Genomic DNA, 19,460 nt, shown 5'->3' on the forward strand with positions numbered 1-19,460 from the left:
TCAACCCGCCGCGCTGGATTGCGGTTGCAGGTTGGCGCGGCGATCGACCCGCGCCACCCGCGACAGCAGATATTCGACTTCGGCCTTTGCCGTCGCCGTGATGGTCGCGCCCGGCTTGCGCTGCGCACTGGAGGCGATCACGCCGCGCTTCTGCAGCACGTACTTGCGCACCGCAAGGCCCGCACCGGGCTGCTGCTCGTAGCGGATCAGCGGCAGATGCGCATCGAACAGATCGTGCGCGGCGTCGCGCTTGCCGGCCTTTTGCAGTTTTACGACATCGATCAGCAATTCCGGGAAAGCGTAGCCGGTCATCGCGCCATCGGCGCCGCGCTCCATCTCGAAATCGAGGAACAGGCCGCCATTGCCGACCAGAATGGACATCGGCTTCAGCGAGCCGTCCTTCTGGAAGCTCCGCAGCGTGGAGATCTTCTCCAGCCCCGGCCAGTCCTCGTGCTTGAGCATCACGCAGGAAGGCGAATCCATCACGATCTTGCGAATCACCGCGGGCGTGAACACGACGTTGAGCGTCAGCGGATAATCCTGCAGCACCCAGGGAATGTCGTCGCCGATCGCTTCCTGCGCCTGCTTGAAATAGCCGGTGATCTGGTCGTCGGTGCGTAAGTGAGGCGGCGGCGCGATCATGACGCCGGCAGCGCCCGCGTCCATGGACGCCTTCGCCAGCGAACGCATGGTGGCAAATCCGGGCGCCGAGACGCCGACGATGATCTGCATGTTCTTGGCGCGTTTTACAAACCGGATCGCCACCTGCTCGGCTTCATGCGCATCGAGCTTCGGCGCCTCGCCCAAAATGCCGAGCACGGTGACGCCGTCGCAGCCGACTTCGGCATAGAAGTCGGTCAGGCGGTCGATCGATTTCTCGTCGATGCGGCCGTCATCGTGGAACGGGGTCGGCGCAATCGCAAAGGTGCCTGCGGCCTGGGCGGTAAGCTTCATGGTCAGTTTCCGTAAATGAGGGTGAGAGGACGAAATCCCTGAACTAGTGATACCACCGACTGACTGGCGCCTCAAAGCGAGAGATTGAGCCTGGGAATGAACCTTCCGGGGATCGAGCCGGATGGAACAACGCCATCGTCGACCGCCCCCATGCGGCGGTAGAACGGGGCCGCATCCGGGTCGGCGTCGATCAGCATGGTCGTGGCCCCCGCGGCGCGTGCCGTGGCCTTGGCCCAATCGAGCAGCTGTCGGCCGGTGCCGGCGCGAAGCATGCCCGGTTCGACAAACAGCCTTTCGAGCTGCGCGACATCGCCTTCGGATTTCACCTCTGCAACGCCGGCGAGACGGCCATCGACTTCAGCGACCTGCACGCGGGATGACATGATCGCTGCAGGCGTCATCGTCAGCTCCCTTCGGCACGCCTGCATGAAGGCCGCGTCATAGCCCCACACGGCCTTGGAGCGCAGGCACAATTCGGTAAGTGCCGGCGCTTCCTCTGGACGAGCGGGCCGCAGTGCGAGCATGAAGCCTCCTTCAGGGACGGGACGCGACGTCAGAACCTTCGCGCGCCCATCTTGATCTGTTCCTCGGAGAAGAAGATCTCCTTGGCGTGCTCGACGATATCCTGCGCCTTCCAGGCCTCGCCGGGCGGCTTCCAGCCTTCCATTTCCATCATCCGCATCTCGCGGACGCCGCGGGGACCGGAAACGCCGAGCGTCTTGCCGGTCTGGTCGCCCGACAAATCGCTGACCATGTATAGCACGGCCGGCGCGATGCCATCGGGCCCCAGCGCCGCTTTGGGGTTCTCGATATAGCGCGGCAGGTCCGCGGTCATGCGGGTCAGCGCACCCGGCGCCAGCGTCCAGATCCGGATGTTGTATTTGCGACCCTCGATCGCCAGCACATTCGACAGTCCCCAGATACCGCCCTTGGCGGCGCCGTAATTGGTCTGGCCGAAATTGCCGATCAGGCCCGAGGTCGAGGAAGTGTTGACGATCACGCCGCCGCCATTCTCGCGCATCCATTTGAACACCGGCTGGGTGCAGCAGAAGGTGCCCTTGAGGTGCACCTTCAGCACCTTGTCCCAATTGGCTTCCTTCGCCTTGGAAAAAGTCTCGTCGAGCAGGATGCCGGCGTTGTTCACGAGGATGTCGGCGCGGCCGAAATTCTTGATGGCGTCGTCGAACACCGACTGGCCGCCGGCCATGGTCGAGATGTCGGCGACGTTGGCAACCGCCCGGCCGCCCTCGGCCTTGATCGCCTCGACCACCTTCTGCGCCATGGTCTGGTCGCCACCGGAGCCGTCACGCGGGCCGCCGAGATCGTTGACCACGACCGCCGCACCCTCGCGCGCGAACAATTTGGCGTAGGCCTCACCCAGCCCACCGCCCGCACCGGTGATGAGCGCAACCTTGCCGTCGAGTAATCCCATGGTGGTTTCTCCTTTTTTCCGGTTTCGTGTCCCGGACGCGATGCAGCGTGTAACGCTGCTTCGCAGAGCCGGGACCTGGCGCAGTGGGCCCCGGCTCTGCAGCGCAGCACTCCGTGCCGTGCTGCGTCCGGGGCACGAGACCTCTTAACCCAGCACCGTCTTGCCGCTCTTGATCACCGTGACATTGCGCGACTTCACCTTGGCTTCGAACGAAACGACGTTGCCGTCCTTCCACAATTCCATCGTCACGGTCTCGCCGGGATAGACCGGCGAGGAGAATCGCGCCGCGTGCTGCTTGAAGGCGGAGGAGTCATAATCGGCATAGGTCTGCAGCACGCCGCGGCAGGTGATGCCGTAGGTGCACATGCCGTGCAGGATCGGTTTCGGGAAACCGGCCTTCCTGGCGAATTCCGGATCGGAGTGCAGCGGGTTGCGATCGCCGCACAGGCGATAGACCAGCGCCTGATCCGGGCGCGTGGAAATGTCGACGATCTTGTCGGGCGCGCGGCTCGGCACCTTGTGTGGCTCGGGCTGGCCTTCGGACGGTCCGCCAAAGCCGCCATCGCCGCGCGCGAAACGCGAGGCGACCAGTGTCGCGAGCTTCTCGCCCTTCTCATCCCTCAGCACGGTCTGGTGCCGGATCACCGCGCCCTTGTCCTTGCCCTTGTCGAACACGTCCAGCACGGTCGAGTCGGCCGTGATGTGCGCGGCGCCGGGCAGCGGCTTGTGGAAGGTGATGTCGCGCTCGCCGTCGACCACCATCACGCGATTGAGATTCATCTCGCCGGGCCCTGCCCCCCAGGCCGCCACCGAAGCGAACGTCGGAACCACCTTCAGCGGACGCGGCGTCAGCGTGCCCTCGTTGACGAAGGCCAGTTCCTTCTCGTCCATCGGATCGGCGCCCATCCCGATGCCGTAGGCGTAGAGCATCACCTCGCGGTCGGTATAGGCGTATTTCTGGCCGAGATTTTTCAGGGCCATCAGCTGTTCGTAATTAATCGGCATCTTCGCGCGTCCTTCCCGAATTTCTTTTTCTTCACCGGCGCCCGTTGCTGCGCCCTCTCCCCTTGTGGGAGAGGGCTACACCGGCGCTCGTTACAAACTCACTTGGGTGAGGGGTTGGTTCAGCAAGCACATATGCCAGCCGATAGAACCCCTCATCCGGCGCTTCGCGCCACCTTCTCCCACATCCGTCTTCGCCAAGGCTTCGGCGGACATGACGGGAGAAGGGAAACTTACGCCGGCGTGAAGAACGGCAATGGCGCGCCGTCGGTCGGCTTCCACACCACCTTCACCTTCTGGCCGATCTTGAGCTTGTCCATGTCGCAATCGACGATGTTGGTCTGCAGCGACGGGCCTTCCTTCAGCGTGACATAGGCGATCGCGTAAGGCCCGGTCGGGGATTTGCGCATCAGGCTGAAGGTGTAGATCGTGGCTTCACCGGAACTCTCCTCCCACTCGGTCTTGTCGGAGAAGCAGAACGGGCAGATCGAGCGCGGGAAATAATGCGGCTCGCCGCAGGCGGTGCAGCGCTTGATCATGAACTTGCCCTGCTTGGCGGCCTCCCAGAACGGCGCGGTCTCAGGGTTGCCTTGCGGCACGGGGAGTTTCTTTGCTTCAGCCATCACGCACGCTCCAGAATGCAGGTTGAGGCGGCATGGCGCACGCCGAGAAGTCCGCCGGTGCCGTGGGCGACCGCGAGATCGCAGTTTGGCACCTGCACCTTGGGATGCGCTTCGCCGCGCAGCTGGCGCACCGCTTCGATGATTTTCGTCATGCCGCCGCGGTTCACGGGATGGTTGCTGCAGAGGCCGCCGCCATCGGTGTTGAACGGCAATTTGCCGACGCCGGAAATCAGATTGCCGTCGGCGACGAACTTGCCGCCCTCGCCCTTCTTGCAGAAGCCGAGATCCTCGAGCTGCATCAAGACCGTGATGGTGAAGCTGTCATAGATCGAGGCGTATTTGATATCCTTCGGCGTCACGCCCGCTTCCTCGAACGCGCGCGGGCCGGACCAGACGCCGGCGGAATAAGTCAGATCGAGATCCTTGCCGCCGCGCGGGCCCTTCATTGCCTCGCCATGGCCGATCAGGCGCACCAGCGGCTTCTTCAGGCTTTTCGCGATCTCCGGCGTGGTGACGATCAGCGCGCCGCCGCCGTCGGTGACGACGCAGCAATCCATCCGGTGCAGCGGATCTGATATCATCGGCGAGTTCAAGACGTCCTCGACGGTGACGACTTCCTTCAGCATCGCATGCGGGTTGTACTGGGCGTGATGCGAGGCCGCGACCTTGATCCAGGCGAGCTGTTCGCTGGTGGTGCCGTAGTCGTGCATATGGCGCATGGCACACATGCCGTAGGCATTGTGGGTAGTCGCGCCATAGGCCGCCTCGAAATCGGCCTCGGCGCCGGCGGCGCGCGGCGGCATCGGGCCGGTGCGCGGCTTGCCGGCGAGCGTGATCAGCGCGATCGAGCATTTGCCAGCGGCGATCGCTTCGGCGGCGTGGCCGAGATGGATCAGATAGGAACAGCCACCGGTGTCGGTGGAATCCATGTGGCGCACTTTGAGGCCGAGATAGTCGACCATCGGCCAGAGGCCGCCCGGGGCATCGCCGGCGCAGAAATAGCCGTCGATATCGGCCTTGGTCAGCCCGGCGTCCTCGATCGCGCCCTTGGCGACCTCGGCGTGCAACTGCGCGGTGGATTTATCGGGTGCGTGCCGGGTCGGATGCTCGTAGATCCCGGCAATGTAGGCTTTGCCCTTGATGGTCAAATCATTCTCCGCTGGCGTTTCTTATTTCCATGGTTTTTCTGGCCTGTCGGGAGAGCCTTGGCAAGCGAGGAAATATTCCGTCAGGCGAGACGGGTGCGACGGGACTCAAGTCAGGATGATTATCTCCGGAAATCGTATCAGGTCACCGACGCTGTCGTCCTCCGCGTAAGCGGGGGACCCAGTACGCCGCGGCCTACCCCGTCATTGCGAGCGTAGCGAAGCAATCCATTCTATCGTTACGCGGCGCGATGGATTGCTTCGCTGCGCTCGCAATGACGGGGATACAGTTTCGCATTCTCGCGGCGCGCTGCGCCCGAAGTTTTGCAAATCGCTTCGCCCTTCAAAACAGAGGGCGCAGGGAATGCCGGATGCGCGCTGCACCCGCGGTCTCGCGTGCGATTGTGCTAAGAAAGCTGCACACGAGCATACAGGGCAGCGGAGAACATCCGACATTCCCTGCGCAGTGGCTTTACGGCTTATGACGCGCTCTCCCCGGTGAGACGGCCTCTATTGCCACCGTCACCCCTCGGAAGCGTTAGCTTCTTCAGAGCTTGACGCCGTTACGGGCGCCAGGACCACACGCTTTCGCCGTACGCCGTTGCCGCGACCGTCAATCGCAACATCAGCGTCCGCCGCATCCCCGCCCCTCGTCATGACGACGGCCGACCCCCCTCTGAGTGGGACGGGATGGGCGAGAATGTGCCGGTGATTTGGGTCGAAGGAAAGAGAAATATTTTTGATTTACGGAATTTTTCTGCTTGACACGATTTCCGTAAATCAGAACTGATTTGCCCGTCGGGTTGCTTTGTCGCACCCACCGCAGCCAGACTCCAGTTGCAAGCGAGGCGACGCAGCTGGGTAGGGCGGGTTCTCTTTAACCCGCCGCGCTCCATGCAAGATGGCGGGTTAAAGAGAACCCGCCCTACACGAGCTGATTTTCCCGTCGGGGTTCCATAAGCGACTTTCGTGCATTTCCTCGGAACGAAATCCGGCTTCCCGCGTGATAGTTCACGGGCACCTAGCAGCTGGAGGACCAGGATGTTTAGAGGAATGCGCAAGTATGCGCTCGGCGCCGCAGCGGCAACTGCTCTTTTTGTAACTCCGATCCCGGCCTTTTCCCAATCCGTTGAGGTTGGGCCGGGGGGCGTTCGAGTGTACGAGGGTCGAGGGGGTGGGCAATGCGAGCAATTGCGGCGTGCCTGCGAAAACAAGGACGCGCTAGGGGAGCGTGGGGAAGGAAATTGCCGCAGATACCGGGAGACTTGCCAAGGATCAGCTCGGAGAGACGTGTGCGGCGAACTGAGACAAGCCTGCCTCAACAAGGACCAGTTGGGCGAACGAGGCGAGGGAAATTGCCGCAGGTATCGCCAGACCTGTAGAGGACGCTTATAGAGGTCGCCAATTTTTCAGTGTTGCGGGGTGGTTCGATATCGCTCGGCACCGCCCCGCGCACCATCATCGCGATTTCAACGTCATAAAACGTTGACGGTCGTGGATTATGACTATCAATCATAGCGCAAGCGATGCGCGCCAGTAGTGTCGCGAAGGGCGGATGTACCCCTCGTGACAGTGAAGGCCTCCAGCTTCGGCTCGGAGGTCTTTTGCGTTTTACGAAGCTGGTGATCCGGCTTTCGCAAAGCTGCGTTCGGTGGCTATGGGTCCCCCGATGCGCCATTGCGCATCTGAGCTCAAGGCCGGGACGACGTAGGTGTGAGAGCTCGCCCTACTCCGCCGCGATCTGCCGTGGCGCGGGCGGCGGGTTGACGAGATCGGCCGCCAGTTGCGTGTAGCGTGCCTTGGCGTCGTGCACCGCCTTTTCCTTGACCGGGCCGTAGCCGCGGATGCGGTCGGGCAGCGAGAGGATTTCGACCGCGATGTCGAGCGTGAGCGGCGACAGCAGGCCGAGCACGGTTGCGACGTCCTTCTCGTAGCCGGAGATCAGGTCGCGCTCCATCTTGCGGTCGGCGCTGTAGCCGAAGATGTCGAACGCGGTGCCGCGCAGGCCCTTCATCTTCGCCAGCGTCCGGAAAACCGGCATCATCCAGGCGCCGAACGCGCGCTTCTTCGGCCGGCCCAGCGCATCGACGCCGCCACCGAGGATCGGCGGGGCGAGGTTGAAGCTGAACTTGAAATCGCCCTCGAACTGGTCGCGAAGCTGCTTTTCGAAGCGGCCGTCGGTGTAGAGCCGGGCGACTTCGTACTCGTCCTTGTAGGCGAGCAGCTTGGCGTAATTGATCGCGACGGCGCGCGGCAAGGCCTCGTCGTAGCCGCCATCGACAGCGGCATCGCGGACCTTCTTGACCAGCGCCTGATAGCGCGCGGCGAGTTTCGCATCCTGATACTCGGTCAGGAGGTTGCTGCGGTGGGCGATGATCTCGTCCAGCGTCATCGCATCCAGCGTCTTGGGTGCGACGCTTCCGTCCTGATCCTTCATCATCGCGATCAGCTTTGCGGGGTCGTGTGCGGCAAGGCGTCCAAGCTGGAACGCCTGGATGTTCAGCTTGATCGCAACGCCGTTGACCTCGATCGCCTGCTCGATGGCCTTGGCCGAGAGCGGCAGCAGGCCCTTCTGATAGGCAAAGCCCATCATCATCATGTTGGTGGCGATGGAATCGCCGAGCAGCATTTCGGCGGGTTTTGTAAAATCGAAGAACGACGAATCCTTGCGCAACGCGGTCTCCAGCACGTGGTTGACCTTGCGTGCCTGGAAATTGAAATCGCGGTTGAGGATGAAGTCGGCGATCGGAATGAGGTGGGTGTTGATGATGCCGGTGGTGCGGCTGGATTCGCAGAGCGTGATGGTTTCCTTGGACACGGCCACCACCTCGTCGGCGGCCAGCACGAGATCGGCGGTGCCGGTGACGATGCGCGAACAGGTGACGTCGGCAGTGTGTTCTGACAGACGCACATGGCTCAGCACCGCGCCGCCCTTCTGGGCGAGGCCGGACATGTCCAGGATCATGCTGGCTTTGCCCTCGATATGCGCGGCCATGCCGAGTAATGCACCGATGGTCAGCACGCCGGTGCCGCCGACGCCGCCGACGGCGACGTTGTAGGGCCGCTCCAGCGTCGGGCGCGACGCAGGCTCCGGCAGTTCGCCGATATCGCCGACGCCGCCCGGCGCGCGCTTGCGCATCTTGCCGCCGTCGATGGTGACGAACGACGGGCAAAAACCCTTCAGGCAGGAATAGTCCTTGTTGCAGGTCGACTGGTTGATGGTGCGCTTGCGCCCCAGCTCCGTCTCAAGCGGTTCGACCGAGATGCAGTTCGATTGCACCGAGCAATCGCCGCAGCCTTCGCAGACCGCCGGATTGATCATGACGCGGCGCGCCGGATCCTCCAGCATTCCCCTTTTGCGGCGGCGGCGCTTTTCGGCGGCACAGGTCTGCACGAACACGATCGCCGAGGCGCCCTTTACCTTGCGCAGCGTCTTCTGGACGGTGTCGAGTTCGTCGCGATGCGCGGTCTTCACGCCCGGCGCGATTTCGGACGCCGGATAGGCATCGGGATTTTCCGAGACCAGATAGATTTCGCGGATACCTTCGGCGTGAAGCTGGAAGGTGATCTGCTGCGGCGACAATTCGCCGTCGACATGCTGGCCGCCGGTCATCGCGGTCGCGTCGTTATAGAGGATCTTGTAGGTGATGTTGGCGCCGGAGGCGACCGCCTGGCGGATCGCGAGGCTGCCGGAATGGAAATAGGTGCCGTCGCCGAGATTGGCGAACACGTGCTCTTCCTTGGTGAAGGGGGCGACACCGACCCAGGGCACGCCCTCGCCGCCCATATGGGTGAATGTCTCGGTCGAGCGGTCCATCCACAGCGCCATGAAGTGGCAACCGATGCCGGCAAAGGCGCGGCTGCCTTCCGGCACTTTGGTGGAGGTGTTGTGCGGGCAGCCCGAACAGAAATACGGCGTGCGGGTGATCGGCGCCACCGCCTGCATCTGGCTCGCCTGCCGGCCGTTGAACCAGTCGGCCTTGGCGCGCAGCTGTGCTGCGATTTCAGGATTGAGATTAAGTCGAAGCAGCCGCTCGGTCAGCGAGCTCGCCAGCGAGGCGACGCTGAGCTCTTCGGCAAAGGGCAGGAAGCGCTTGTCGTGGTCGTCCATCTTGCCGATGATGCGGGGGCGGACGTCGTCGCGCCAGTTGAACAGCTCCTGCTTGACCTGGTTCTCGACGATCTCGCGGCGCTCTTCGATGATGAAGATTTCTTCAAGGCCGACAGCGAATTGCCGCACCCCTTCCGGCTCCAGCGGCCAGGGCATGCCGATCTTGTAGAGTCTGAGACCGATCTTGGCGGCGACTTCGGGCGTGATGCCGAGTTCGCGCAGCGCTTGCCTGATATCCTCGTAGCTTTTGCCGGACGCCATGATGCCGTAGCGCGCGTTCGGCGAATCCATGGTGACGCGGTTGACCTTGTTGGCGCGGGCAAAGGCGATGGCGGCAAAGCCCTTGTAGTCCTGCAGGCGGCGGTCCTGCGCGAAGCGGTCGTCGGGCCAGCGCAGGTTGAGGCCGCCCTCCGGCAGTTCGAAATCGGTCGGGATCACGAACGGCGTCATCTCGTCGGTGAGGTCGATCTCGGCGGTGGTTTCCACCGTCTCGGTGATCACCTTCATGCCGACCCAGCATCCGCTGTAGCGCGACATCGCGATCCCCAGCAAACCCATCTCGATCATTTCGTGGATGCTGGAGGGATAGAGATAGGGCATCAGCGCCGACATGAAGGCATGGTCCGACTGATGCGGGACGGTGGAGGATTTGGCGCCGTGGTCGTCGCCCGCGAGAACCAGCACGCCGCCGTGCTTGGCCGAGCCTGCCGCGTTGCCGTGGCGGAACACGTCGCCGCAGCGGTCGACGCCGGGGCCCTTGCCGTACCAGATACCGACCACGCCATCATAGTTGGCGCCGGGCGACAGATTGAGCTGCTGCGAGCCCCAGACCGCGGTGGCCGCGAGGTCCTCGTTCACGCCGGGCTGAAATTTGATGTTGTATTGCTCGAGATGCTTGCGGGCGGCGAACAGCTGCTGGTCGTAGCCGCCAAGGGGCGAGCCGCGATAGCCAGAGATGAAGCCCGCGGTGTTCAGGCCCTGCGCGCGGTCGCGGCGGATCTGCGCCATCGGCAGCCGCACCAGCGCCTGGATGCCGGTCAGGAAGACATGGCCGCTTCCCTGGGTGTATTTCTGATCGAGACTGATCGGACCCTGGTTGATTCCCATTTAAGCCCTCTTTGCCAGCCGCTTTGATCGCCAAGACGATTTCTGAGCAAGGCTGTGTTTTATGTAGGCGTCAGAACTTCTTAGAACCAGTCTATGTCGGATTTTCCGCTTCCCGCACCACAAATCTGGGCAAGGCAGCCGCGCGATCAAAGATCGCAATTTCGTGCCGGGAAGAACGCCGGCCGGTTTCGCTTTGTGTCGCCGGACCGCCCCGGCACGAAACGGCATGACGTGGCCGGCTGCCTTGAGTTTGGGGATAACGCGCCAAGCGGCCTTTGGCTGCAGGCGATTCTGGCTGGTACGTTATGGTGCGCTGCGTTCGTCGGTCAGCGCTGATCGCCGCCGAAGACGAATTTCGGCATTTCCCATTTATAGCGGATCGCGAGCAGCCGCAGCGTCAGCCCGAGCGCGAAGGTCAATCCGGTCCAGAGTTCGTGATTCAACTGCAAGGCGGAGCCGGTGACGTAGAACAACCCGGTGACGACGGAAACGCTGGCGTAGAGTTCGGAGCGAAACAGCAGCGGCACGTCGTTGCAGAGGATATCGCGCAGCACGCCGCCGGCGCAGCCCGTGATCATGCCGGCGACGATCACGATCGGCAGCGGCGCGCCGACTTGCCGGGCGACATCGCAGCCGGCCATCGTGAACACCACAAGGCCGATCGCATCGAGCACCAGGAATGCGAGGTTGAGCCGGTGCACATGGCGCGCAATCAGGATGGTCACGAAAGCCGCGATCGCGGTCAGCGCCAGGTAGGACGGGTTCTTCACCCAGACCAGCGGATAGTGCCCGAGCAGCACGTCACGGATGGTTCCGCCGCCGAGCGCGGTAATGCAACCCAGCATGCATACGCCGGCCCAATCCATGCTGCGGCGCCCGGCGGCCAGGGCGGCCGTCATCGCCTGCGCGGTCAGCGCCACATAGGACAACAGGTGCAGCACGGTATCGCTGGGCGGCAGGGCCCACATGGCAACCTCTTATGCGGCCTCTTCGCACCCTCTGGTTCGATGGAACCCGCGAATCACGGTTCCATCATTAACCGGTTGCAAGATTGACGCGGAACATCCGGCCGCGCCAGCCATTGTATCTCCGCTAAACACTTTGGGGTTCTAACGGAGGAACTGACTGATGACCTACAATCCGAACGACCCGTATCGTGCCAATCTGAGTGATGACGAAATCCGCCGCCAGGCACGTATGAACAGTCTCGACAACGAGATACAGGCCGACCCGCAGCTCGCAGAGGGTCCGGCCAGCGGCGCCAAGATCGCGATGTTCGCGATCGCCATCGCCGTAGTGATGGGTGCGTTGTTCTATGGTCTGAACACTACGAGCGTCAACGAGGCCGGCACCACGCCGTCCAGCCAGACCGCGCAGACACAGCCGGCCAACCCCGCGGCGCCTCCGGGCATGCGTGACGTAACGCCGAAGTCCAACAACCAGCCCGGCACGACCACCGGTGCCGCGCCGCCGCGTCCGGCAGCGCCCTCGCCGGCGGCGCCGCCCGCTCCGGCCGACGCACCGGCCAAGCAGTAACGGCTGAAGCAAGAGTGATCTGAAACGACAACGCAGCGGGCATTACGCCCGCTGCGTTTTTCTTTGTGCGTATTTGTTTGGAAGGTGTCAGCTGAACATCTTGTTGAGTTCGCCGCCGGGATAGCCGTTGGCGAACTCCGTGAACGTGCCCTGCTCCGCCATCTCCTTCGACGCCTTCATGAAGCCGGCCCACGCCATCCGCGCCAGCGCACCGCCGACGCTGATACGGCGCACGCCGAGATCGCCGGCAATCTTCAGCGACGGACCGGCGGCGCCGACCAGCAGATTGACCGGTTTTGGCGCGACCGCCTTGACGACCGCCGAAATCTCTTCCGGGGTCGAGATGCCGGGCGCATAGAGAACGTCGGCGCCGGCCTCGGCATAGGCAGTGAGCCGGTCGATCACGAGCTTCATATCCTTTACCCCGCGGAGGAACGCCTCGCAGCGGCCGGTGAGCAGGACGCCGCTATTATCGGCATCGATCGCCTGGCGCGCCGCCCTGATGCGATCGATGGCAAGCTCGCGTTCGAACAGCGGCTTGGAATTGTCGCCGGTAAAATCCTCGATCGAAAGGCCGGCGATGCCGGTCTTGACCGCGCGTGCCACGTTGACGCCGACCTTGTCCGCCTCATGCGCAAAGCCGTCCTCGAAATCGGCATTGACGGGAATGTCGACCGCCGCAGAGATCGCGGCCAGATGATCGCAGACGTCGTCGACGGTGACGCGGTTGTCGGCTTTGGCAATGGCCCAGGCAAAACCGGCGCTGGTGGACGCCAGCGCCTTGAAGCCGAGATGCTGCAACGCTTTCGCGCTGCCGACGTCGAACGGATTGGGGATGATGAAGCAGCCGCTCTCGTGCAACTTCTTGAAGGCGGCGCGTTTGTCAGCAGTTGTCAGCATGGTCACTCCCCGAATTGTTTGTTGGCGCGGCGAACATAGGTACGCACCGCCTGCTCCGCCAGACGCTCACGCCACGACCTTGCGCAGAAACGTGCGCTCCTCGGCGAGGATGAACTGGTTCTCCTCGGCAAAGCTGAAATTGGCCATACCCTCCTTGTCGGCGCGCAGCCGCGCCCGGTAGCTCTCGTAGGCCGCGAGGCTGTCGAACGAGATCAGCGCGAAGGCGATGTTGTTGGTGCCCTCATGCGGCATCCAGTAGCCGATCAGGTCGCCGCCGCATTTCGGAATGATGCTGAGCCAGTTTTTCGAATATTCCTCGAACATCGCCCGCTTGAACGGATCGAGCTGGTAGCGGATGAAGACGGTGATGGTCATGTTGTTCTCCGGTCCTTGTTGTCGTCATTGCCTGCGACAAACGCGAAGCGTTTGCGCAAGGGAGCGAAGCGACGAAGCAATCCATTCCTCCGCACGTGGCGCGATGGATTGCTTCGCTTCGCTCGCAATGACGTTCGAGCCAACACTACCCGCTTGATCGTCGGCGATGCTTCGGCTATCATCGAACTATGAAAGCAGGCCCCGACATCGCAATGGTCGCTTCCCTGGTCGGCGATCCCGCGCGCGCCAACATGCTGACCGGGCTGATGACCGGCCGCGCGCTGACCGCGACCGAGCTGGCGCACGAGGCCGGGATCACGCCGCAGACGGCGAGTTCGCATCTGGCCAAGCTGGAAGCCGGCGGCCTGATCGAGCAGGAGAAGCAGGGCCGGCACCGTTACTACCGCCTCACCGATCCCGATGTCGCCGGCGTGCTCGAGGGCCTTGCGGGGCTTGCGGAACGCGCCGGTCACACGCGTGTGCGCACCGGGCCGAAAGAGCCGGCACTGCGCCGGGCGCGGATTTGCTACGACCACCTCGCCGGCGATCTCGGCGTGCAGATGCTCGACAGCATGAAGAAGCAGAAGCTGGTCCGGCAAAGCAAGGAGACCATCGAACTCACCGGTGAAGGCAAGCGCTTCATGGCAAAGGCGCTGCAGATCGACGCCGATACGCTGGCCCATCCACGCCGGCCGGTCTGCAAGGCCTGCCTCGACTGGAGCGAACGGCGGCATCACCTCGCCGGCACGCTGGGTGCGGCGGTCATGAGCCGGTTCACCGAACTCAACTGGGCCGCACGCGATAGCGCGCCGGGCAGCCGCGTCGTCAATTTCACGCGCAACGGCGAGAAGCGGTTCGCGGCGCTGTTCGGCCCGAGCGAAGCTTAATTCGTGCAGCCGTTTGTTTACGAATTGGCCCCAAATGAGGCGTGGCAACGAAAATGTGACAGCCGCACAACCGGCAATTTCTTGCTGCTGTTTCACGAATCAACAACATTCATTTTCTATTCAGGTCCCGTGACTAGGTTCGGAACCGCGCCGCCTGGCGGCTAAAAATCGGGAGAAAACATGAAGTACCTTTTCGCTGCAGTCTTGGTCGCAGCCTCGTTTGCGAGCTTCAGCGCGGCGAATGCCGCGGGCGGATGCGGCCCCGGCTATCATCGCGGTCCCTATGGCGGATGCGTGCTCAATCGCGGCCGTGTTGTGGTGGCGCCGCGCGCCGTCTACGTCCCCCCGCGCGTCGTGCGGCCCCCGGTTGTTGTGGTGCGGCCCGGCGGCCGGGTTTGCCCCTACGGCATGGTCTGGGCCTACGGGCGCTGCCGCGTTCGGTAATATCAATTCATACGGCAGAAGGCCCCGCTCCGGCGGGGCTTTTTTTATGGGCAGGACGGCATTGAACGCCACGGCGTGTTGCGCAGACGAAGCGGGATGCACCTTTCCGGGCAAGCAGCCATGAACTCCCTCCGCTTTGTCGCCACCGCGATCGCGCTGGCCTGCCTCACCCTATCGGCGCGTGCCGAAGCACCGCCCAAATTCGCGGATTATCCGGTCAGGGTCTACGCCGGCAAAATCGCAATCCCGCGGCTGGTGACGCCGGATTTGCGCGCCCGCCGGGAGACTTTTCTCGCCGCAGCCGACGACGGGAAGATCGATGCGGCGGGCCGTTACATCGTGGTCAAGCTGCCGTGCGGCTCGACCTGCGTCGCGCCCACCTTGCTCGATGCGCGCACCGGCAAGATCATCGAGCTGTTCACGGTCTCCGGCTGGCACGAGGTGTCAGATGATTTCGATCCCGTCGTCAGCCGCGCCAACAGCCGCATGATCGTGTTCCGCGGCGCCCGCAACGAGGCCGGTATTGTCGGAAACCATTTCTATCTGATCGAAGAACGCGGAAGGCTGAAGCACCTTCACACGCAGGACACGCAGGCGAATTTCGAGACTTCGCCGAAAATCAAATAGCCGGATGGAATGAAGCCCACGCCGACCCGATAAGGCAGGGACGGCAAATGCCATCCCCGCCCGTCCCCACGAACGTTACCAGTAACGGCGTCGCCAGTAGCGACGGCGCCAGCGGCGGCGACGCCAGCCGTAATGCCTGCGGCGCCAGCCGTAATGCCGACGGCGCCAGCCCCAGCGCCGACGGCCCCATCCGCGGCCACGGCCCCAGCCACGGCCACGACCCCATCCGCGGCCACGGCCTCGGCCCCCGCGCACTTCCTCTGGCTGGAGCTGATCGACCTCATCGCCGGACGTGACGGCGGGTTGCGCATCCGGATTGGCAGGGAGTTGGCCGTCCGGAACCAGCGGCTGCGGCGTCAGCGGCGCCGCCTGTGCGCCGGCCGCAAGTGCGACACCACCTGCCGCAAATCCAAAGGCGAGTTTCAGAAAGTGCCGGCGCTCCATGACATCTCCTCCTCTGCGATCGGTTGGATTGAGCAGGAGAGTTTCGGTGCGCCGAGATGAATGCCAGCTGAACTGCGCATTCAGGTTTGGCTGTCCGCCACTAACGTCGTCCCGGCCTAGTGCGCAATTGCGCACGGGGGCCGGGACCCATACGCCGCGGCCGGTGTTGATGGAAAAAGAAGATAACGACCAGCGTGTTAAACAATTACCGACGGTGGCTATGGGTCCCCCGATGCGCAATTGCGCATCTGAGCTCAAGGCCGGGACGACAGTGAGTTACTTCGCAAATTCCTCGGCCAGCACCAGCGCCTCGCGCGTGCGCGTCACGTCGGGCCAGTCGCGGTTGAAATCGGCGATCAGCCGGGTCATGTCGGGAGCTTTGGTCGCGCGATCGAGCGCAGCCTCGTCGGGAAACTGATACATCGCGTGATGCAGCGCGGGATCGCTGAGGCTCCAGTAGCGCCACGCTTTCTCGGCGCCGAACGATTTGACAGCGTCCGGCAGATGCTCGCGCGAATACCAGGCATCGAACGCCTGACGCTTTGCGGCATCCGTCACGGTGGCGCGGACGACGAACAGGGCCTTCGGCATTTCGGTTCCTCCCGATTGTTATTTTGCGTAAGATCACCGCCGTGCGACCGCGCGAACTGTAGATAAACCGCAAGCGGGCGCAACCCCACACGCAGGCGTCATAATGTCGTGGTGATATCCGTTTTTTACACCGCCACTTCCGAGGTTCGTTCATGCACTCTCGCCGCCTTCTGGTTCTATTCTCCGCGCTCGCGCTGTTTGCGACCGCCGCTCCCGCCGCGGCGCAAAGTGTGCCCCTGCCCCGCGAGGCGCAGATCGGCCCGCGCCCGTTCTACCTCGTCGACAAGATGAAGGACGGCCCGCTCAAGGAAAAGCTCAGCCAATGCAACGGGCCGTTCCACAAGACCGATTTCTCGATCGGCCATCGCGGCGCGGCGATGCAATTTCCCGAGCACACAAAAGAATCCTATACCGCCGCGGCCCGGATGGGCGCCGGCATCATCGAATGCGACGTGACCTTCACCAAGGACCGCCAGCTGGTCTGCCGGCACGCGCAATGCGATTTGCACACCACCACCAACATCCTGTCGGTGCCGGCGCTCGCAGCCAAATGCACGCAAGGTTTCAGCCCGGCCGACCCCGCCGCCGGCAAGAAGGCCTCCGCCAAGTGCTGCACCAGCGACATCACGCTCGCCGAGTTCAAGTCGCTGACCGCGAAGATGGACAGCTTCAACCCTGACGCCACCAACGTGACCGATTACCAGAACGGCACGCCGCGCTGGCGCACGGATCTCTACGCCGCTTCCGGCACGCTGATGACGCATGACGAAAGCATCGCGCTGATCAAGAGCCTCGGCGCCAAGTTCACGCCCGAGCTGAAGTCGCCCGAAGTGCCGATGCCGTTCGACGGCGACTACACCCAGGAGAAGTACGCCGCGCAAATGCTGCAGGCGTACAAGGCCGCGGGCGTTCCGGCGAGCGACGTGTTCGCGCAGAGTTTTAATCTGGCCGATGTGCTGTTCTGGATAAAGACCGAACCTGACTTCGGCGCGCAGGCGGTCTATCTCGAGGACCGCTACGAGAAGCAGGGTCTTGATCCCGCCAAGCCCGAGACCTGGAAGCCTTCGATGGCCGAACTCAAGTCGTCAGGCGTCAGAATCCTGGCGCCGCCGATCTGGACCATGCTGACGCTGAACGACAAGAAGGAAATCATCCCGTCGGAATACGCCAAGGCCGCGAAGGCCGCCGGCCTCGATCTGATCGGCTGGTCGCTGGAGCGCGACGGCCCGCTCAACAAGGGCGGCGGCTTCTATCATCGCTCCATCAAACCGGCCATCGACCGCGACGGCGACACGCTGACGGTGCTCGACGTGCTGGCAAAACAGGTCGGCATCCGCGGCATGTTCTCGGACTGGCCGGCGACCACGACGTTCTATGCGAGCTGCATGGGGATGAAGTAACGGCACTCGCCGGAATCGTAGGGTGGGTTAGGCGCAAGCCGTAACCCACCGATGCGGTGGACGGAAAAAGATGGTGGGTTACGCGGAGTTTATCATCGGGCGCGCATTCGCGTGACCCGGTGGCTAACCCACCCTACGACACCGGTGGCGGGGCTGATACCCGTCAAGCCAGTTTCATCGGGGCATCGCTGACCATCCGCAGATCGATCCTGCCGATCAGATCGGAACGGGCCAACTCGGCGGCGCCGATGGCTTCCTCCGTCTGTCGCAAGGTGCTGACATTCGATCCGAGCGAGACAATACCGCCAAGGATCATCGCGATCGATCCGAGCGCGGAAACGATGCCGGCCCCGAACAAGCCAAGCATCGTCACGAGCAATAGCGCGGCGCCGCCGGCGATGGCCGCCTTGGAAGCCAGAATATACTTCCCGCATCGCTCGGCGGCCTCGGCAAGCTGCTCCAGCCGCGCTTCGATCCGTGAAATCTCTTCAGTCGGGTCGTCTTCGATCATTGAAGGGCAGATACCGGAATTGGTGGAAATCCACCCTACGCGCTGCGGGTGCCGGTGATCAAGACGTCGGGCTTCAGGCCTCTGCACGCTGGATCGTTCGAGCGACTTTTCCGCACCAGTTCACGGAGCGCGATCCCGATCAAGCGATGGTGACGTTTCGTGAAGGGCGCCCCCCTTCCACTCGAAACCTTAACGCCGGTATGTCGTTGCCTGAAGTGGACATCGCGTCTTGATTCCGATGCCGCCACGCGAGGCCAACGCCGTCGGAGTTCCCAATGAATCGTCTTTGTGCCGCGGCGCTGGCCAGCGCCCTGCTCGTTTCACTTCATGCACCAGCCAGCGCCGCCGCGCGCGAGCCCTATGGCATCGGGCTGGAAGGATTCGCCTATCCCTATCCGGTCAACCTGCTGCCGCTCACCAACGACGGCGAGCAAGTACGGATGGCCTATATGGATGTCGCCCCGGTGCAGCCGAACGGGCGCACCGTGGTGCTGCTGCACGGCCGCAATTTCCCGTCGAGCTATTGGGCGCCGGTCATCAAGACGCTTTCGGACGCCGGCTATCGCGTGGTGGTGCCGGACCAGATCGGGTTCGGCAAATCCTCCAAGCCGCAAGGCGAGCTGCATTTTGACACGCTGGCACGCAACACGATGACGCTGCTGGATCATCTGCAGATCGGCAAGGCCGATATCGTCGCCCATTCGCTCGGCGGAATGCTCGGCGTGCGGATCGCCCGCGCCTACCCTGACAGGGTCGACCATCTCGTGCTGACCGCGCCGATCGGGCTCGAGGATTACCGTCTCTATGTGCCGCCGACGCCGACCGAAAAGATTCTGGAGAACGAGGACAGACTGACCGCCGACGGATATCGCAAGCAGCTCGAGACCAATTATGCGCTAAAGCTGCCGGCAGACCAGGTCACGCCCTTCATCGATGCGCGTTTCAACATCAAGGGCAGCGCCGAATATCCGCGCTGGCTGCGCGCCTTCGTCAGCTCCGCGCAAATGATCTATCGCGAGCCGGTGGCGCATGAAATCCCGCTGATCACGCGCCCGACCCTGTTCATCATGGGCGCCGACGATCACAACGCACCGGGCAAAGCCAATGCGCCCGAAGCGTTGCGGCCGAAGATGGGCCACAACGCCGACCTCGCCAAGGCGCTCGCCGCCAAAATGCCGAACGCCCGCGCCGAAGTGATACCGGACACCGGGCATCTGGTGTTTCTGGAGGCACCGGCGAAATATAACGAGCTGCTGCTGGGGTTTCTCGGGGGCCGATAACGGTGCGTAGGATGGGTGGAGCGACCTGTCCGCCGTAGCTCAAAGAGCGAAGGCGGAAGCGATACCCATCAATTGCGGGCGCGAAGACCAA

The 19,460-nt window shown here is 63.2% G+C and carries 19 protein-coding genes; 6 read left to right on the forward strand and 13 right to left on the reverse strand.

Annotated elements, in window-relative coordinates; genetic code table 11:
• From JQ574_RS16670 to JQ574_RS16705, 8 genes are all read right to left on the reverse strand, one after another.
• On the reverse strand, window positions 1-954 hold the full coding sequence (locus tag JQ574_RS16670) for a dihydrodipicolinate synthase family protein (RefSeq protein ID WP_212208931.1): 954 nt from the start codon (window positions 952-954) through the stop codon (window positions 1-3).
• A 71-nt stretch (window positions 955-1,025) separates the two neighbouring features.
• On the reverse strand, window positions 1,026-1,478 hold the full coding sequence (locus JQ574_RS16675) for a GNAT family N-acetyltransferase (protein WP_212208930.1): 453 nt from the start codon (window positions 1,476-1,478) through the stop codon (window positions 1,026-1,028).
• A gap of 29 nt (window positions 1,479-1,507) precedes the next feature.
• Complete coding sequence (locus JQ574_RS16680) at window positions 1,508-2,386, reverse strand: SDR family oxidoreductase (RefSeq protein ID WP_212208929.1); 879 nt, start codon at window positions 2,384-2,386, stop codon at window positions 1,508-1,510.
• Window positions 2,387-2,530: 144 nt separating this feature from the next.
• Window positions 2,531-3,391, reverse strand: a complete 861-nt coding sequence (locus JQ574_RS16685) for a MaoC/PaaZ C-terminal domain-containing protein (protein WP_212208928.1) — start codon at window positions 3,389-3,391, stop codon at window positions 2,531-2,533.
• A gap of 230 nt (window positions 3,392-3,621) precedes the next feature.
• Complete coding sequence (locus JQ574_RS16690) at window positions 3,622-4,011, reverse strand: Zn-ribbon domain-containing OB-fold protein (RefSeq protein WP_212208927.1); 390 nt, start codon at window positions 4,009-4,011, stop codon at window positions 3,622-3,624.
• Window positions 4,011-5,159, reverse strand: coding sequence for a thiolase domain-containing protein (locus JQ574_RS16695; RefSeq protein ID WP_192733811.1), 1,149 nt, complete (start codon window positions 5,157-5,159; stop codon window positions 4,011-4,013). Before JQ574_RS16695 ends, JQ574_RS16690 begins: the two co-directional genes overlap by 1 nt.
• 1,723 nt (window positions 5,160-6,882) lie before the next feature.
• Window positions 6,883-10,374: an indolepyruvate ferredoxin oxidoreductase family protein gene (locus tag JQ574_RS16700; RefSeq protein WP_212211715.1), complete on the reverse strand. Its 3,492-nt coding sequence runs from the start codon at window positions 10,372-10,374 to the stop codon at window positions 6,883-6,885.
• A gap of 326 nt (window positions 10,375-10,700) precedes the next feature.
• Window positions 10,701-11,342, reverse strand: a complete 642-nt coding sequence (locus tag JQ574_RS16705) for a trimeric intracellular cation channel family protein (RefSeq protein WP_212211717.1) — start codon at window positions 11,340-11,342, stop codon at window positions 10,701-10,703.
• Between the two features lie 160 nt (window positions 11,343-11,502).
• Between JQ574_RS16705 and JQ574_RS16710 the strand changes: the two genes are divergently transcribed.
• Window positions 11,503-11,910: a hypothetical protein gene (locus JQ574_RS16710; RefSeq protein WP_212211718.1), complete on the forward strand. Its 408-nt coding sequence runs from the start codon at window positions 11,503-11,505 to the stop codon at window positions 11,908-11,910.
• Between the two features lie 87 nt (window positions 11,911-11,997).
• On the opposite strand, the gene JQ574_RS16715 is transcribed toward JQ574_RS16710, so the two are convergent.
• Entirely contained in the window at window positions 11,998-12,810 is an 813-nt protein-coding gene (locus JQ574_RS16715) for an oxaloacetate decarboxylase (protein WP_212211720.1), read from the reverse strand.
• Window positions 12,811-12,876: 66 nt separating this feature from the next.
• Window positions 12,877-13,185 carry an NIPSNAP family protein gene (locus JQ574_RS16720; protein WP_212211722.1) on the reverse strand — a complete coding sequence of 103 codons (309 nt, stop codon included), beginning with the start codon at window positions 13,183-13,185 and terminating at the stop codon, window positions 12,877-12,879.
• A gap of 188 nt (window positions 13,186-13,373) precedes the next feature.
• On the opposite strand from JQ574_RS16720, the gene JQ574_RS16725 reads away from it, so the two are divergent.
• From JQ574_RS16725 to JQ574_RS16735, 3 genes are all read left to right on the forward strand, one after another.
• The gene (locus JQ574_RS16725; protein WP_212211724.1) at window positions 13,374-14,072 is read left to right on the forward strand and encodes a helix-turn-helix transcriptional regulator; all 699 of its coding nucleotides are present in this window, start codon (window positions 13,374-13,376) and stop codon (window positions 14,070-14,072) included.
• A gap of 180 nt (window positions 14,073-14,252) precedes the next feature.
• The gene (locus JQ574_RS16730; RefSeq protein ID WP_212211726.1) at window positions 14,253-14,516 is read left to right on the forward strand and encodes a GCG_CRPN prefix-to-repeats domain-containing protein; all 264 of its coding nucleotides are present in this window, start codon (window positions 14,253-14,255) and stop codon (window positions 14,514-14,516) included.
• Between the two features lie 120 nt (window positions 14,517-14,636).
• Window positions 14,637-15,143 (forward strand): hypothetical protein, encoded by a 507-nt coding sequence (locus tag JQ574_RS16735; RefSeq protein ID WP_212211728.1) that lies wholly within the window; start codon window positions 14,637-14,639, stop codon window positions 15,141-15,143.
• A 75-nt stretch (window positions 15,144-15,218) separates the two neighbouring features.
• Here JQ574_RS16735 and JQ574_RS16740 read toward each other — a convergent pair whose 3' ends face one another.
• Both JQ574_RS16740 and JQ574_RS16745 read right to left on the reverse strand, forming a co-directional pair.
• Window positions 15,219-15,587, reverse strand: coding sequence for a twin-arginine translocation signal domain-containing protein (locus JQ574_RS16740; protein WP_212211730.1), 369 nt, complete (start codon window positions 15,585-15,587; stop codon window positions 15,219-15,221).
• Between the two features lie 276 nt (window positions 15,588-15,863).
• Window positions 15,864-16,178 carry a hypothetical protein gene (locus tag JQ574_RS16745; protein ID WP_212211732.1) on the reverse strand — a complete coding sequence of 105 codons (315 nt, stop codon included), beginning with the start codon at window positions 16,176-16,178 and terminating at the stop codon, window positions 15,864-15,866.
• Window positions 16,179-16,330: 152 nt separating this feature from the next.
• Here JQ574_RS16745 and JQ574_RS16750 point away from each other — a divergent pair, with 152 nt between their 5' ends.
• Entirely contained in the window at window positions 16,331-17,578 is a 1,248-nt protein-coding gene (locus tag JQ574_RS16750; protein ID WP_212211734.1) for a glycerophosphodiester phosphodiesterase family protein, read from the forward strand.
• 163 nt (window positions 17,579-17,741) lie between these two features.
• Here the strand turns inward: JQ574_RS16750 and JQ574_RS16755 are convergent, their stop codons facing one another.
• A complete protein-coding gene (locus JQ574_RS16755; RefSeq protein WP_212211736.1) occupies window positions 17,742-18,089 on the reverse strand; it encodes a hypothetical protein in 348 nt (115 codons plus the stop codon).
• 275 nt (window positions 18,090-18,364) lie between these two features.
• On the opposite strand from JQ574_RS16755, the gene JQ574_RS16760 reads away from it, so the two are divergent.
• A complete protein-coding gene (locus tag JQ574_RS16760) occupies window positions 18,365-19,369 on the forward strand; it encodes an alpha/beta fold hydrolase (protein WP_212211738.1) in 1,005 nt (334 codons plus the stop codon).
• Window positions 19,370-19,460: the final 91 nt, after the last annotated feature.

It is taken from the genome of Bradyrhizobium sp. AUGA SZCCT0158 (assembly GCF_018130065.1).
Taxonomy (GTDB): domain Bacteria; phylum Pseudomonadota; class Alphaproteobacteria; order Rhizobiales; family Xanthobacteraceae; genus Bradyrhizobium.

Excerpts from the sequence above, each read along its gene's own strand:
- JQ574_RS16670 (WP_212208931.1), bottom strand. The coding sequence starts at position 954 with ATGAAGCTTACCGCCCAGGCCGCAGGCACCTTTGCGATTGCGCCGACC.
- JQ574_RS16675 (WP_212208930.1), bottom strand. The coding sequence starts at position 1,478 with ATGCTCGCACTGCGGCCCGCTCGTCCAGAGGAAGCGCCGGCACTTACC.
- JQ574_RS16680 (WP_212208929.1), bottom strand. The coding sequence starts at position 2,386 with ATGGGATTACTCGACGGCAAGGTTGCGCTCATCACCGGTGCGGGCGGT.
- JQ574_RS16685 (WP_212208928.1), bottom strand. The coding sequence starts at position 3,391 with ATGCCGATTAATTACGAACAGCTGATGGCCCTGAAAAATCTCGGCCAG.
- JQ574_RS16690 (WP_212208927.1), bottom strand. The coding sequence starts at position 4,011 with ATGGCTGAAGCAAAGAAACTCCCCGTGCCGCAAGGCAACCCTGAGACC.
- JQ574_RS16700 (WP_212211715.1), bottom strand. The coding sequence starts at position 10,374 with ATGGGAATCAACCAGGGTCCGATCAGTCTCGATCAGAAATACACCCAG.
- JQ574_RS16705 (WP_212211717.1), bottom strand. The coding sequence starts at position 11,342 with ATGTGGGCCCTGCCGCCCAGCGATACCGTGCTGCACCTGTTGTCCTAT.
- JQ574_RS16710 (WP_212211718.1), top strand. The coding sequence starts at position 11,503 with ATGACCTACAATCCGAACGACCCGTATCGTGCCAATCTGAGTGATGAC.
- JQ574_RS16715 (WP_212211720.1), bottom strand. The coding sequence starts at position 12,810 with ATGCTGACAACTGCTGACAAACGCGCCGCCTTCAAGAAGTTGCACGAG.
- JQ574_RS16720 (WP_212211722.1), bottom strand. The coding sequence starts at position 13,185 with ATGACCATCACCGTCTTCATCCGCTACCAGCTCGATCCGTTCAAGCGG.
- JQ574_RS16725 (WP_212211724.1), top strand. The coding sequence starts at position 13,374 with ATGAAAGCAGGCCCCGACATCGCAATGGTCGCTTCCCTGGTCGGCGAT.
- JQ574_RS16730 (WP_212211726.1), top strand. The coding sequence starts at position 14,253 with ATGAAGTACCTTTTCGCTGCAGTCTTGGTCGCAGCCTCGTTTGCGAGC.
- JQ574_RS16735 (WP_212211728.1), top strand. The coding sequence starts at position 14,637 with ATGAACTCCCTCCGCTTTGTCGCCACCGCGATCGCGCTGGCCTGCCTC.
- JQ574_RS16740 (WP_212211730.1), bottom strand. The coding sequence starts at position 15,587 with ATGGAGCGCCGGCACTTTCTGAAACTCGCCTTTGGATTTGCGGCAGGT.
- JQ574_RS16745 (WP_212211732.1), bottom strand. The coding sequence starts at position 16,178 with ATGCCGAAGGCCCTGTTCGTCGTCCGCGCCACCGTGACGGATGCCGCA.
- JQ574_RS16750 (WP_212211734.1), top strand. The coding sequence starts at position 16,331 with ATGCACTCTCGCCGCCTTCTGGTTCTATTCTCCGCGCTCGCGCTGTTT.
- JQ574_RS16755 (WP_212211736.1), bottom strand. The coding sequence starts at position 18,089 with ATGATCGAAGACGACCCGACTGAAGAGATTTCACGGATCGAAGCGCGG.
- JQ574_RS16760 (WP_212211738.1), top strand. The coding sequence starts at position 18,365 with ATGAATCGTCTTTGTGCCGCGGCGCTGGCCAGCGCCCTGCTCGTTTCA.